The sequence below is a fragment of the Bacteroides sp. Ga6A2 genome (assembly GCF_000702225.1).
GTDB lineage: Bacteria > Bacteroidota > Bacteroidia > Bacteroidales > Bacteroidaceae > Ga6A1.
Map to the genome: position 1 here is coordinate 1 of NZ_JNKX01000029.1, position 14,414 is coordinate 14,414.

Consider the following 14,414-nt stretch of genomic DNA (forward strand, 5'->3'; position numbering starts at 1 on the left):
GATTTTTCTATAGACGACTTCGTATCGCACAACTTCTGGGCGACAGAAGCCTGCGGCAATTTCATAATCATGGCATACAACTTCATGTCGCTGTTTCGCCATGCATTGATGAACTCCGACAAAAAGAAGTTCCTCAAGACAATCCGCTACGAACTGATATCAACACCCGCATATCTGGGAAGGACAAAGAACAAGCACATTCTGTACTTGGCCAGGTCGTTGAAAACACGACGATCCTTCCTATCGATATGGGAAAAACTAAAGGATTTCTCTCTGCCATACAGCACCGAGAAATCCTAATGACCGATTTGGGTTAAAATATAGGTAGTAGATACATATGTTGTAGAGAATATAAAAAAATCGACAAATAAATTCCAATTTAGCAAAATACATAAATATGACATAGAATGAGATTTTTCTGCCGTAAAAACACGTTTTCGTTGCCATGAGCGTGTAAAAACGTGCAGAATGTGTCGTAAAAGTGTCGCCAGTAGTTTACAATAACTCTGTAAGTTGTTGATAATCAACATCTGTTAGCCGCCACCCAGGCAGCTGTAGAAGAGTAATTATCACACTGATATAAATTTAAGGGACCTGTCCGTTTGGGCAGGTCTCTTTTTTTAATGTTGAACAGATAATAGCAAAAGTACTTATGTCTATGCATGATGACGTACCGCATCCAACCAATGTTCAGATAAGGATTACGAATATCGACAAGAGACAAATACAGTTGTATCACAGAGTATTGGAATGATGTCCCTCGAAAGGATACATACGATCTCCATGCGGTTGGGATGGCGGAAATGGCCGTCCATACTTGCCATAATTCCATAAAAAAACATAAATCTTATCGAAATATCTTGATTTAATATACTGAATTAAACGAAAGTGAATTTATTTCACTATCTTTATGGCACTAAAACGTCAATTTATGGAAGATGTCAATCGTATAAAACTTGTATTGGTTGAGAAGAAGCGAACAAATAAATGGCTGTCTGACCAAATGGGTGTAACACCATCAACCGTTTCTAAATGATGCACAAACTCATCACAACCTGACTTGCCCAGCCTTCTGAAGATTGCGGACTTGTTGGAAGTAGACATAAAGGAGTTAATAGTGCGAGAGTATAAAAAGTTCTTGGTGTCACAAGAACTGACGAAAGAAGCAAGAGCAGAGGGCAAGATTGCTTACACTATGCCTTGCAAGGAGGAAGAAGGCGATAGCCAAATGATTCAAAAACAAATCAGTTATGGGAAAGAATGATATTATCGGTATAGACAAGTGGAGTATCAGAAATGGCTCCAAAATCTCTTCGATGAAATCGATCGTCAAAGGCTGAAGGCCGTGATGCAACTCAACGCATCAACTTTGCAGCACTATTGGTGGTTGGGAAATGACATTTTGAAGAAACAGGATGCACAAGGCTGGGGCGCGAAGGTCATTGATATGCTTTCGACTGACCTATTGAAGCGATACGGCAATGATAGCGGTTATTCTATCCGAAACTTGAAATATATGCGCCAGTTTGCTGTTGAATACCCCGATTTTCCATTTGTGCAAGTGCCGCTTGCACAAATCACATGGTATCATCATATCTCTATGTTTCCCAAGGTTAAGGACAACCTCTGCCATGAAATGGCGTAGCCTTCGTGTACTTTTGCAGAAAAATTCGATTTTATATGGCAGACAACGAAAGAGGACAAAGTTTGATAACCAAATACGTTTGGGTGATAGAAACCATCTATCGCAAGCGTAAAATCTCGTTCAAAGAACTGAACGAGCTGTGGCTGCGAGATGACATCAGCAGAGGGGTCGATATTCCCAAGCGCACCTTCGACAACTGGCGTTATGTTATCTGGGACATGTTTGGCATCAACATCGCCAATGAAGGGCGTGGAGAATACTGTTACTACATCGAGAATGAAGAGGATATTAGCAAGAACGGCCTCCGTTCCTGGCTATACAACACTTTCTGTGTTAGCAATGCATTGGCAAACAGTCAGAGTATCAAAGACCGTATCATTCTTGAATATGTTCCTTCAGGGCAAAACTACTTGCAACCCATCATTGAGGCAATGAAGGAAAACCATGTGCTGAACATGACCTATCACAGTTATTGGAAAGACGAGGAGAATAACTTTGATGTGCAACCGTATTGTGTGAAGCTGTTCCGTCAACGATGGTACATGGTAGCACGTAGTACCTATTCTTATTATTATGAGAAAGGTCCACGTATCTATTCCCTTGATCGTATCAAATATCTTCATTCAACAGACGAGACTTTTGAAATGCCGAAGGATTGGAGCGCAGAGGAATACTTCGACGGATGCTTTGGAATCATTGCCGAACAGTCTGTCAAAATTCAGCCCGTTAAACTGAAAGTATCAGCAGGGCAAGCCAACTATATCCGCGACCTGAAAATGCACGAGTCGCAGGAAGAGATAGAGCGCAACGAAGAGTACAGTATCTTCTCCTTCAATCTCCGTCCAGAGTTCGATTTCCAGCAGGAACTTCTCTGGAACGGTGAGGATATGGAAGTGCTAGAACCTCTTTGGCTTCGTAAGGAAATTGCCGGAAAGATTAAAAGAATGTGGAACAAATATAATAAGAATTAAGATGAAAGTATATACACATTATTTAGAAGAAGGAGCATGTTTTAGGTGGAGAACTCTGCTTCAATTTGGTAATTCATGGGATATAATAGGGTCAGTTGTAATGAAAAACCCGGGCACAGCAGCTCCCAAATGCCAAGTTACTGATAAAATTGCTTTGAAATTATTATCGTTCTTCGATAACACCATGTATGATTGGTTTGAGTTTTCGCCAGACTCAACCATGAATTGTGTTGGTGATTTGTTTGCTTATTACTATGACAAAAGCAACAAAAATGATTTGCAAGGTGTAGTTCAAATCTTCAATCTATTTTATCTGAGAGAAGGAGACCTGGGTAAAGCATTGGAATTGCATAAAAAGAACAAATTCCCTTTTGCATCAGAAGAAGAGATTATACAAAATGACATTTCACAATTGAAAGCGCCAATATATCTTGGCTTTGCAGGCCTAGCATTTGACAAATACTATGCAGATAGAGCAAAGAGATTCCTTGATGCTTCTTTAATGTTAGGAATGAATTACCTTAGTCCTAATATCTCAGAAAATAAATATGTGCATCCGCAATATTTGATGTTGTTTGGCAAGTATTCGGCTACGAGCATCAAGGCGAGAATGCAATTTAAACAGAACTCTTTGCAACCTATGGGTTTGGATAAGGCATTAGCTGATATACCTAAGAAATTTACAAACACAGATTTGTTAAAAATCACAGAATCCATTACTCGTCAATTGAAAGAAACTGGTTATCAAGAATATGAACCAAATAGATTCGTAATAACAGAAGACATAGGAATGTCAGTCTTAAAAGATGGATATATAGGCTGTCGTCCTCAAATGCTTCGTGGTTATAATTATTACTCTTCTAATGGATATAGAAAGTATATTCAGTTTGATAAATTCATTGAAGTATTAAACACCTTAGGATATGATACTTCAGAAGAACAGCAATTGCATTCTTTGTTTGGACGAAAGCATTTCTTGGATTATGGTGCCTCTGAAGCTGAAATCGTAGCTGCTATTAAGAGAGAAATCGTTGAAATTCAAAACTTATTGAATTCTTAATTTAGCGTATGAAAGACTTTGCAGCAATAGATTTTGAAACGGCTAACAATGAGCGCAGCTCTGTTTGTTCTGTTGGTATAGTCGTTGTTCGCAATGGCGAGATAGTAGATTCTTTCTACTCGCTCATCCAGCCAGAGCCGAACTATTATAACTATTGGTGTTCACAGGTTCATGGTCTATGTTATGAAGACACCAATGATGCCCCAGTATTCCCCGAAGTGTGGGCTCAGATAGAGCCTCTGATAGAGAACTTACCACTCGTTGCTCATAACAAGCCCTTTGACGAAGGTTGTCTGAAAGCTGTTTTCCGCGTCTATCAGATGGACTATCCAGACTATGAGTTTTACGATACACTGGCAGCTTCACGCAGAGCGTTCCGCTATCTGGAGAACCACCAGCTTCATACTGTAGTTGCAGAGTGTGGTTATCAGTTAGAAAACCATCACCATGCACTGGCTGATGCTGAAGCTTGTGCCTGGATTGCAAGGGAAATATTATAAATAATATGTGAAAGATGTAACCTTTTCAGTTCTTGATATACATTAAATAAAAAATTGTAACTTTGCAGAACAATTAAGGACTATGGAAGAAAACAAGATTATCATATATCAGACGGAAGACGGACAGACGCAGATTGATGTCCGTCTGGAGAACGAGACTGTATGGCTGACACAGCAGCAGATGGCAGAACTTTTCGAGAAAGACAGAACTGTGATAACTCGCCACATCAATAATGTTTTTAAAGAAGGTGAACTAGAAAGAGAAGAGGTGTGTGCAAAATTTGCACATACCACTCGGCATGGTGCTATTGAAGGGAAGCAGCAGACACAAGAAATTGTGCTGTATAACCTCGATGTCATCATCTCCGTCGGCTATCGCGTCAAAAGCAAACGCGGTACTGCTTTCCGCATTTGGGCTCGTAATATCATCAAGGACTACCTCGTCAAAGGCTATGCTGTCAATGAGCGCATCCGAAAGGAGCAGATTGGGGAGCTTCGCCAGCTGGTAGGAATGTTGGGACGCACAATCCAAAGTCAGCCTCTGCTGTCGAACGACGAGACGAATGCCCTCTTCGAAGTGGTGACGAATTACACCTACGCTCTGGATACCCTCGACAACTATGATTACGAGCGACTGACTATAGACAAGACGACAAAGGAAGAGCCATTCCATGCTACCTACGAGAATGCGATGGAGGCAATCAATGGTTTGCGCGAAAAGTTTGGAGGTTCAGCACTTTTTGGTAATGAAAAGGACGACTCCTTTAAGAGCAGCATCGGACAGATATATCAAACATTTGGTGGTGAGGAACTCTATCCCAGCGTGGAGGAGAAAGCCGCCATGTTGCTCTATCTGGTGACTAAGAACCATTCCTTCAGCGATGGAAACAAACGCATTGCTGCAACCCTCTTCCTTTGGTTCCTCAACAATAACCACATCCTCTATCGCAAAGATGGCTCCAAACGCCTTGCTGACAACACCCTCGTAGCCCTGACTCTGATGATAGCAGAGAGCAAGACTGAAGAGAAAGATGTGATGGTGAAAGTTGTGGTGAACCTGATAAATCAGAGAAATGAATAACGCCCTTGCAGACGCAGAAGCATGTGCGTGGACTGCAAGAGAAATATTGTAAATTGTTTAACTTTTAATTAATATTGTTATGTTTGTATTAATAATGCCAACCATTGAAAGTATTTGCGAAGATTATGGTTTTGACTATTATGATGATAGTAATACGAGAGAACTTCTTGAACAACAAGGCCTAGAAGTTTATCATATAGAAGTAAATGATGGCGAGTCTTTTGAGATTTCCCAATGTTTTACTGGTAGAATTGAACAAGACGAGCAGAATTATTATAAAAAAGTCTTAGTAGATGAGGATATGGATTATTATGAGCGAGAGGTAATCCAAGATGATTTGCCTTCTGGCCTCTACTAGTTAGATAAAGATGAGATAACTGTGAAACAAATCTACCAAACAGATGTATTCTAATTATAATCCCGACGAAGTTATGAACATTCAAGAAGAAATTGTAAAATGGGCTGAAAAAACCGTCAGAGAGTATCATGAAATTGCGAGTCGTAAGGAGGTAAATCTAGCATATTATACCCAATCTGATCTTTCTCTGATTTCAGAAGAACCTGAATTGATGATTGTTGGAATTAATCCGGGTAGTGGAGGTACTTACAAGGAGCAATGTGAAAATAAAAACTGGTCATACTTGTACAATAATAATCAAGACCAGAATCATTTGCTTAAAGGTAATTACTGCAGGGAAGAAGGTAAAACCTCGTCATGGGAGAATCATAGAAAATGGGGCTATTGGAAAGGCTTGAAAAGATGCTTGTCACAGACTAATTTGAATGAAATAATAGAAGATGATAGTAAAATTATTATCACGAACGCATCTTTTTTCAGTACAAAAAAAGCTGATGAAATTAGCGATTCCTTATTAAAAATGACAATTCCATATACACTTGATTTAATAAATATAACAAATCCCAAACATTTGATATTCCTTAGTGGAAAGAAATGCTTTGAAAGACTTTTAAATTTGTCAAGAACGTCAGAGAATATCCAGTTCGAATACAAGATTGTTTGTGGTAATATTTATGTAGGTGTTCTTAATGGAAAACTATGTATTGGTATCCCACACCCAGCATATAAAACAAATGAAGAGCTGAATCTTGTTGCTTCGGTCATTCCATACCTCATTAGTTCAGATAATTATGAGCATATTGATATCGCATTGATACAAAAAGAATGCGCTAAACAGACCAAAGAATATGAAGAGAGGATCCACAATTAGAAGAAACAAGGAGAGATTTCGAATTTGAATAATCTCGTAGAAAAAGTTATATCAGAATGCAATCTTGAGGCCTATGAAGAAAAGAACCATATGTATAAGTTGAATAATCAATATGGAATAACGATAACAGATAAAGAGAAAGGTTATATAGCAATAAGACACATTGACTATGATAATAAGGGTTATGACAAAAAACAAGATAAAGAAGTCCTTAAATTAAAGGAAATTCTGAATGGACGTAATTACAACATTTCTGTGAATGCTTGGATTGGGAAAAAAGTGTTTTCTCAATTTGGCAATAATGACAACGAGATTATAGAAGGTATTTGCAAAGAAATAAAAGAACTAAAAGAAGTAATCCTGAAGTTATAGATTTCTTCAAATAATATCTTTTTCCCAAATACCTCTGCCACCAGTTGGCGGAGGTATTTGTTTATTTTGCACCATAATTCGTACAATTTGGGAAAAATGAATTTTTGCGAGTATGATGAAAAGAAAAACAGACAACACTGAAAAATGGAGTCACAAACATGACTACCCTGTTGAAGAGGTATGGAACACTTACCATACTTTGTCACAGATTATAGTGCCACGCTTACAGTCGTTTAAGGCGCTTGAGAAACATGGCTATTGTCCCGACTTCAAAGGTATGTGCGAGTGGAACAATGCCATCCAGAAGATGATAGATGCCTTTGAGTTGTTGAAATATGCAGCTTCAAATACAGACGATGAGAGACGAAGAATCGAGCAGGGACTTGATCTGTTCCGTAAATATTATTGTTATTTAAGGGATTAATAATAAAATAGAACAAATATGAGAACTCAAAATTTCGTGCATTTGAATGTTCACTCTCATTATTCAATAAATGATGGGTGCGCCAGTATAAAGGAACTGGTTGATGCTGCCATCAAAGACAAGATGCCTGGCATTGCTATTACTGACAATGGTAACATGTTTGGTGTGATGGAATTTTGTAAAGAATATGGTTCCAAAGAAAGCAAAAATCGTTTCAGGACTCACATTGATAAAAAAGACCCCAGGAAACTTGTTATTCATACAAGACAATTTAGTAACGGAATTTCAAAAGATTTAATCAAAGAAATGGCTTCAGTTATTAGAGAGCATTTGAGAAAACTTGGATTAATATGATAACAACATAAATACCATTATCATCATTATGAAAGTATATTTTGCAGGTTCAATTCGAGGCGGGCGTATTGATGCTAACTTATATGAACGCCTGATTAAATACATTCAGAAGACTGACATTGTGCTGACAGAACATGTTGGCAACCTCAATTTGTCAGAAGAGGGGCAAACTGTAACAGATATATACAACCAAGATACTAATTGGCTACGTGAAAGTGACGTACTGATAGCAGAGTGGACATATATCTTGCATATACCCTGCATATACCTTGTCATCATTTTGTATCTACCAAAAGAATAATTTGCGTTATAATTGTCCTCCATAAGTCCTCAGCAATTATGAATTGTGAATTTTCAATTATGAATTCTTTGGCTACCATTTGAATTGCTTCCCCGTATCTTGGACGTTCCTACGACGTTCCTTGCCACTAACATATACTAAACGAACAATTTCTGACGAAATTGTTCGTTATAAATCCTAGGCAATTATGAAAGCAATTTTGAATTGTTAATTGTCATTGTCAAATCTGAATGGCTTTCTGAATTGAAACAGACCGCCATCCGTATGAGGGAAAGCGGCCTGAATCATTTGAATAGAAAAAGTTGATTATGGAAATAGTATCATCTGCGATGATGCTTGTGAACCTTGTGGTCCATGTGCTTATCGCAATTATTGCAGTGTTTACAATGTTTGTGATGTTTGTGATGCATGTGATGCTTGCAAGGCTTCTCTGGCGCAACATATACTGTGTGGCCGGCTCCTACAACTACAGGTCGTGTTACAACAACTGTACGCACCTCTGGATGTCTCTCGTGTGCTGGCGCCTCAACAACAGCCCTTACTCCACCTGCGTTAATAGTAACGTGAATGTCACTCTTGGCGTTTGCTGTTCCTATGCCTACCATGCTTACTAAAGCAACTGTAGCGATGTATGCAAATGTTTTCATACCTGAAAAGTTTTTATTGTTTGTCTAATTGTTATGCTGCAAAAGTAGCCGAGGAAAACTCCGCAACAAAAAGATTTCCCCTAATTGCAAAAGGATTTTTCCTATACGTTTGTAGAGGTCTCTCGCTCGCATCATAAATAGGTATTACATAAGCACTCTCGTGATGCAAAGGCGATGATTTTCTGGCACAAGGATGAAATAAATACGAATAAAATTGCAAGTTTCACAGAAAATTATATTTTTGCAATTATTATTCTCTGAAAAAAATACTATAACACTTAATTACTTTAAAAACTTTAATACTTATGAACATTCCCAACGTTTTTTGGATTGTGCCAATTGCGTCGGTCTTAGCACTGAGCATGGCATGGGTATTCTTCCGCCAGATGATGAAGGAAGATGAGGGGACACCCCGAATGCGAGAAATTGCCGGACATGTGCGCCGTGGCGCAATGGCTTATCTGAAACAGCAATATCGCATTGTAACAATCGTGTTTATCGTATTGGCAGTAATCTTCGCCTTCATGGCATACGTACTGCACGTTCAGAACCCTTGGGTTCCGTTTGCATTCCTTACGGGAGGTCTGTTCAGCGGACTTGCTGGCTTCTTCGGAATGAAAACGGCTACCTACGCATCGGGCAGAACGGCAAATGGCGCGCGCAAGGGACTTAACCAAGGTCTGCGCATAGCCTTCCGCTCGGGAGCTGTGATGGGACTGGTGGTTGTGGGACTCGGACTTCTCGACATAGCCATCTGGTTCTTGATTCTCAGCGCATTCTATACCGAGGGCAGCATCGCCCTCATTACCATAACAACAACAATGCTTACGTTCGGAATGGGAGCATCTACACAGGCTCTGTTTGCGCGCGTGGGCGGCGGAATATACACCAAGGCTGCCGATGTGGGTGCAGACCTTGTGGGAAAGGTTGAACAGGACATCCCGGAGGACGACCCTCGCAACCCTGCAACCATTGCCGACAACGTGGGCGACAATGTGGGCGATGTTGCCGGAATGGGTGCCGACCTGTACGAGAGTTACTGTGGCTCTATCCTATCAACCGCAGCACTTGGCGCAACGGCGTTTGCCATGAATCCTGATATGCAGATGAGAGCCGTCATCGCTCCAATGATTATCGCATCTGTCGGAATCTTCCTTTCGCTCATCGGCATCTATCTTGTGCGCACAAAAGAGGGCGCAACAATGAAGGACTTGCTCAAATCGCTTTCTCTCGGCACTAACGTGAGCGCGGTGCTGATAGCCGTTGCCACCTTCGCCATCCTCTATCTGCTCGACCTCGAAAACTGGCTGGGCACATCGTTCTCTGTCATCACCGGATTGGTTGCCGGCGTAATCATCGGACAAGGAACAGAATACTACACATCTCATTCTTACAAGCCTACTCAAGATATCGCAGCCTCATCCGAGACAGGTGCTGCAACCGTTATAATAAAGGGAATCGGAACAGGAATGATTTCTACGATGATTCCGGTAGTTACAATATCGGTAGCCATCATTCTGAGTTACCTCTGCGCCAACGGGTTCGACCTTTCGATGTCGGCACAGTCGCTGTCGCACGGTCTTTACGGCATCGGCATTGCCGCCGTTGGAATGTTGTCAACCCTCGGCATTACGCTTGCAACCGATGCATACGGACCTATTGCCGATAATGCCGGCGGAAATGCCGAGATGAGTGAACTTGAGCCTGAGGTGAGAAAACGCACCGACGCACTCGACGCGCTTGGAAACACTACGGCTGCCACCGGAAAGGGATTTGCCATCGGTTCGGCAGCACTTACAGCGCTGGCTCTTCTGGCATCGTATGTCGAGGAGATTAAGATTGCGATGGTTCGCGCCGTTGAACAAGGACAGCAGTTTGCCGACGCTGCCGGAAACATCTTCAACCCCGAGACTGCCAACATGGTTGATTTCATGAATTTCTTCCAAGTAAACCTGATGAATCCGAAGGTTCTTGTAGGCGCATTCATCGGCGGAATGGCAGCCTTCCTGTTCTGCGGTCTTACAATGGGCGCAGTAGGCCGTGCGGCACAGTCGATGGTAGAAGAGGTGCGCCGCCAGTTCCACGAGATAAAGGGCATTCTCGAAGGTGAGGCAACACCCGACTATGGCAGATGCGTGGAAATATCAACCCGAAGCGCACAGAAAGAGATGATTTTCCCATCGCTTCTTGCAATCATCATTCCTATCGTTGTGGGAGTGGTTCTCGGTGTTGCCGGAGTGATGGGACTGCTCGTGGGCGGACTGACATCGGGCTTTACTCTTGCCGTATTCATGGCTAATGCCGGCGGTGCATGGGACAATGCCAAGAAGATGGTAGAGGAAGGCAACTTTGGCGGAAAAGGCTCGGCATGCCACAAGGCAACTGTCGTGGGCGACACCGTAGGCGACCCGTTCAAGGATACGAGCGGTCCGTCGCTCAACATCCTCATAAAACTTATGTCGATGGTATCTATCGTGATGGCCGGCCTAACCGTTGCCTTTGCATAACATAACTTCTGTACAAAAATAAGCGGCAAGCCGTTTCGCTATGTGCGAGGCGGTTTGCTTTTTTGTGCACGATTGCTCGAATCCGAAATAAAATTGATAAATAATCACTTATTTTTACACCATTTTTGAAGTATATTTGCAGCAGAACAATTTCCTGAAATCCAACGGAAACCGATATTTAATTTATATACCAAAAATGAAAACAAGACACATTTTCGCTGCATTCATTGCCTTCGCGCTTCTATCGTGCTCTGGCAACAAGAAAGCCGACGACCCTATGGCCGATAGCGGTCGCACGCAGCGCACCGAGAATCTGCTTCAGAACCTTACAAGCCTTGCCGACTCGGCATATATGTTCGGACATCACGACGACACTGTCTACGGCATCGGCTGGGAGGGCGACAGCGCACGCTCTGACGTAAAGAGCGTATGCGACGACTATCCGGCAATGCTCAGTTTCGACCTCGGCGGCATTGAGTTGGGCGACAGTTGCAATCTCGACGGCGTTCCGTTCAGGCGCATCAGAGAAGAGATATGGAATCATTACAGCCACGGCGGCGTTACAACCCTCAGTTGGCATCTGCGCAACCCTCTCACTGGCGGAGACTCGTGGGACGTGAAGGACAAAGGCGTGGTGGCTTCGATTCTCGAAGGCGGAAGCAAGCACGAACTATACATAGAATATCTCAGCAAACTCGTAAGTTTTCTGAAAACTCTACAAACGCCCTACGGAGTGAAAGTGCCGGTTATCTTCCGCCCATACCACGAGCACAGCGGAAGTTGGTTCTGGTGGGGACAGGATTTGTGTACAACACAGCAATACAAGGATTTGTGGAAGATGACTGTCGACTACATCCGCTCAAATGGAATAGTAAACGTACTCTACGCCTACTCTCCGGGAATTGAGAGCGACGGCGACGAAAAAAAATACTTGGAGCGTTATCCGGGCGATGACATCATCGACATTATGGGACTAGACTGCTACTGCTTTGGCGAGCCTAATGACTCTTCGCTCAACAACTATGCCGGAATGCTCGACAAAAACCTCGGAATGGTATGCAAGGTTGCAAAGGCTCACAACAAGGTTGCTGCCCTTACCGAAACTGGCTACGAGGCAATCCCTTACGAAAATTGGTGGACAAAGACTCTCGCCCCGGTAATAGACAAGCATAACATTGCCTACGTTGTGGTATGGCGCAACGCTCACAACAAGGAAAATCACTTCTTTGCACCTTATCCCGGACATATCAGTGCCAACGACTTCGTTAAGTTCTACAACGACAAGCGCAGCCTGTTCCTAAACGATGTCAGCGGCTTGTATCTCGAAAAGGAAAAGAAATAATATCATATGTACTGTTTGATTTGGATTATATTCTAATTAAAAATGCTTGCCCGACGTGATGTCAGACAAGCATTTTCTTTTATCTTTAATATTTTTTCACATTCCAAGTTCTCTCAGCAGAACGTCCCAAACAGCAACGATATGGCAGATTGAGCCTGCAAGCACAAAGAAATGGAAAACAGAGTGCATATAAATGCGGCGGAAACTGTAAAATATTGCACCGGTAATGAAGAACACTCCCTCGGCTATAATCCACGAAACCGCAACAATGTCGGTAGCATCGAGCAACGGCTTGAAGGCAACCAAAACGCTTATTCCCATAGCAATGAAACTTATCGTTTCCAAATTGCTGTGCTCCTTAAGACGGGCAAAACTCATTACCGTGCCAATCAGTGCACAAACCCAAATAAAGATGAACAGTCCGATGCCCCAATAACTCTCCTGACGCATGGCTATGAGTGTGAGCGGAGAATAACTTCCGGCTATGTGCCAGTAGATTGCGGCATGATCCCACTTGCGCAACTGCTCCTTCCATTTGTTGCAAGGCGGAAGGGCGTGATATATTGTTGATGAGATGTACGAACCGAGCATGCCGAAAAGGTAGAGCGAGATGCCCCACTTAACCCAACTGCCCGAATCGACCATGCAGCACATTGTCAGGAATATGCAGCCAATGCACATGCCAAGCATAATGCCTGCGGCGTGCGACCATGTATTCCATAACTCCTCTTTTCTTGTATAATAAATCGTCATAACAAAATTCTATTCAATACCGAAAACATAAAAATCTGTGGCAAAATTAACCTAAACTTTCCTAAGAACAAAAATAATATCCTTAAATAAAATTAAATCGGAAAGATGTTAAAGATTGTCGTACGTTGCCTCCACAATTTTTAGATTCTTCTTTCTTCGCAGTTCCTTTCCGTTCTTGTCGTACAGCAAAATAGTAGTTATGTTTACGTGCCTGCCTCTTATTAGCGCACTGTGGCACTTGTCGTAGTGTCCCCACACATCCATAAACTCATCGGTAAGCGGAATGTCTATATATCCACTCTTGTCTGCCGGAATAGAGTCGTTTACAAACTTGTCGAAATCAATCCACGACCAGTCTTTTGACGACAGATAGCCAAGTTTTATGCCCGGTTCTTCATCTGCCGTAACCTCGTACCTTATACGCATCACGTCGCCTGCCTTTGCGCCCGACAACTGCCACTGAAGGTTTGGAACCAAAACATAGTTTGCCCAGTACTGAAAAGGTACGTTGCCCATCCAGATGGCATCGGCAAAGTCGCCGTCGTGCGAATATTTGGTAGATACAACATCGACCGAGGTTATAGTGCAGAATGCTCCCTGAACAATCAGTCCGTACTTGCAGAGCATTTCCAAAATGTCGTATGTAACGTAAAATTCGAGTTCTTTTTGACCGTGAAGCAGTCCGTTGAGCGTGGTTGCAATAAGCGGCCAGTCGTCTATGTTCTTAAACTTTGTTGATGTCTTTACAACCACAATCGGATAGTCGTCAACTCCGCCCGTTCCTGTAACATCGGTAATTGTTACAGTAATCTTGTCGCCAAACGAAACATTCTTCAGAGCGCCGCTCAGAAGCACAATATGGTCGTTCCAGTTCTGAAGCACCATTTTGCCCTTCCACAAGTTGCGTGCACCGGCAACAGACGAAGTTAGCATCAAAATTGCAAATAAAAAGCACTTAAAATATTTATTATTTTTCATAAGAAACCGCTTAAGTTAAATTCAACACGGCAAATATAACAAATCTATCAAAAACAAAAACAAATATGTTGTTATATTTTTACCATATCATCATAAAAACGCATTATCTGCTTTCATATTTTTCAAAAAGGAGGAAAATTATACGAGTTTTGTATAAATCAGGAATAATATGCGAAATAATGAATTGTTATGCGGAAAAAGCCTCAAAAGCGACTTTCAAGGCAGAGGAAAACAAGCCTGAAGGTTCGGA

The 14,414-nt window shown here is 42.0% G+C and carries 16 protein-coding genes and 2 pseudogenes; 15 read left to right on the forward strand and 3 right to left on the reverse strand.

What is annotated here, in order from left to right; translation table 11 throughout:
* The 13 genes and pseudogenes from T538_RS0108405 to T538_RS0108465 form a co-directional block, all read left to right on the forward strand.
* A pseudogene (locus T538_RS0108405) lies at positions 1-300 on the forward strand (IS1380 family transposase); the annotation flags it as partial.
* Positions 301-931: 631 nt separating this feature from the next.
* Positions 932-1,150 (forward strand): annotated as a pseudogene (locus T538_RS18595) (helix-turn-helix transcriptional regulator); the annotation flags it as partial.
* 132 nt (positions 1,151-1,282) lie between these two features.
* Positions 1,283-1,645 carry a DUF1016 N-terminal domain-containing protein gene (locus T538_RS0108415; RefSeq protein ID WP_031533313.1) on the forward strand — a complete coding sequence of 121 codons (363 nt, stop codon included), beginning with the start codon at positions 1,283-1,285 and terminating at the stop codon, positions 1,643-1,645.
* Between the two features lie 35 nt (positions 1,646-1,680).
* The gene (locus T538_RS0108420) at positions 1,681-2,616 is read left to right on the forward strand and encodes a helix-turn-helix transcriptional regulator (protein WP_031533314.1); all 936 of its coding nucleotides are present in this window, start codon (positions 1,681-1,683) and stop codon (positions 2,614-2,616) included.
* Position 2,617: 1 nt separating this feature from the next.
* The gene (locus T538_RS17690; RefSeq protein WP_155993075.1) at positions 2,618-3,676 is read left to right on the forward strand and encodes a hypothetical protein; all 1,059 of its coding nucleotides are present in this window, start codon (positions 2,618-2,620) and stop codon (positions 3,674-3,676) included.
* Positions 3,677-3,684: 8 nt separating this feature from the next.
* Positions 3,685-4,176 carry a 3'-5' exonuclease gene (locus tag T538_RS0108430; RefSeq protein ID WP_031533317.1) on the forward strand — a complete coding sequence of 164 codons (492 nt, stop codon included), beginning with the start codon at positions 3,685-3,687 and terminating at the stop codon, positions 4,174-4,176.
* Between the two features lie 82 nt (positions 4,177-4,258).
* On the forward strand, positions 4,259-5,257 hold the full coding sequence (gene rhuM / locus T538_RS0108435; RefSeq protein WP_031533318.1) for a virulence protein RhuM/Fic/DOC family protein: 999 nt from the start codon (positions 4,259-4,261) through the stop codon (positions 5,255-5,257).
* Between the two features lie 79 nt (positions 5,258-5,336).
* Positions 5,337-5,615 carry a hypothetical protein gene (locus tag T538_RS0108440; protein WP_031533319.1) on the forward strand — a complete coding sequence of 93 codons (279 nt, stop codon included), beginning with the start codon at positions 5,337-5,339 and terminating at the stop codon, positions 5,613-5,615.
* 73 nt (positions 5,616-5,688) lie between these two features.
* Positions 5,689-6,486, forward strand: coding sequence for a uracil-DNA glycosylase family protein (locus T538_RS0108445; protein WP_197025769.1), 798 nt, complete (start codon positions 5,689-5,691; stop codon positions 6,484-6,486).
* A 24-nt stretch (positions 6,487-6,510) separates the two neighbouring features.
* Positions 6,511-6,858, forward strand: coding sequence for a hypothetical protein (locus T538_RS0108450; protein ID WP_031533322.1), 348 nt, complete (start codon positions 6,511-6,513; stop codon positions 6,856-6,858).
* 112 nt (positions 6,859-6,970) lie between these two features.
* The gene (locus T538_RS0108455; protein ID WP_031533323.1) at positions 6,971-7,282 is read left to right on the forward strand and encodes a hypothetical protein; all 312 of its coding nucleotides are present in this window, start codon (positions 6,971-6,973) and stop codon (positions 7,280-7,282) included.
* A gap of 18 nt (positions 7,283-7,300) precedes the next feature.
* Positions 7,301-7,636 (forward strand): PHP domain-containing protein, encoded by a 336-nt coding sequence (locus T538_RS0108460; RefSeq protein WP_031533324.1) that lies wholly within the window; start codon positions 7,301-7,303, stop codon positions 7,634-7,636.
* A gap of 28 nt (positions 7,637-7,664) precedes the next feature.
* A complete protein-coding gene (locus T538_RS0108465; protein ID WP_369794982.1) occupies positions 7,665-7,937 on the forward strand; it encodes a nucleoside 2-deoxyribosyltransferase in 273 nt (90 codons plus the stop codon).
* A 320-nt stretch (positions 7,938-8,257) separates the two neighbouring features.
* Here the strand turns inward: T538_RS0108465 and T538_RS0108470 are convergent, their stop codons facing one another.
* Positions 8,258-8,584 carry a hypothetical protein gene (locus T538_RS0108470; RefSeq protein ID WP_031533327.1) on the reverse strand — a complete coding sequence of 109 codons (327 nt, stop codon included), beginning with the start codon at positions 8,582-8,584 and terminating at the stop codon, positions 8,258-8,260.
* 305 nt (positions 8,585-8,889) lie between these two features.
* Between T538_RS0108470 and T538_RS0108475 the strand changes: the two genes are divergently transcribed.
* Both T538_RS0108475 and T538_RS0108480 read left to right on the forward strand, forming a co-directional pair.
* Positions 8,890-11,091, forward strand: a complete 2,202-nt coding sequence (locus tag T538_RS0108475; protein ID WP_031533328.1) for a sodium-translocating pyrophosphatase — start codon at positions 8,890-8,892, stop codon at positions 11,089-11,091.
* 196 nt (positions 11,092-11,287) lie between these two features.
* Positions 11,288-12,433, forward strand: a complete 1,146-nt coding sequence (locus T538_RS0108480; protein ID WP_031533330.1) for a glycoside hydrolase family 26 protein — start codon at positions 11,288-11,290, stop codon at positions 12,431-12,433.
* 96 nt (positions 12,434-12,529) lie between these two features.
* Here T538_RS0108480 and T538_RS0108485 read toward each other — a convergent pair whose 3' ends face one another.
* Positions 12,530-13,186 (reverse strand): PAQR family membrane homeostasis protein TrhA, encoded by a 657-nt coding sequence (locus tag T538_RS0108485; RefSeq protein ID WP_031533331.1) that lies wholly within the window; start codon positions 13,184-13,186, stop codon positions 12,530-12,532.
* A gap of 108 nt (positions 13,187-13,294) precedes the next feature.
* Positions 13,295-14,122: a hypothetical protein gene (locus T538_RS0108490; RefSeq protein ID WP_031533332.1), complete on the reverse strand. Its 828-nt coding sequence runs from the start codon at positions 14,120-14,122 to the stop codon at positions 13,295-13,297.
* Positions 14,123-14,414 lie beyond the last annotated feature (292 nt).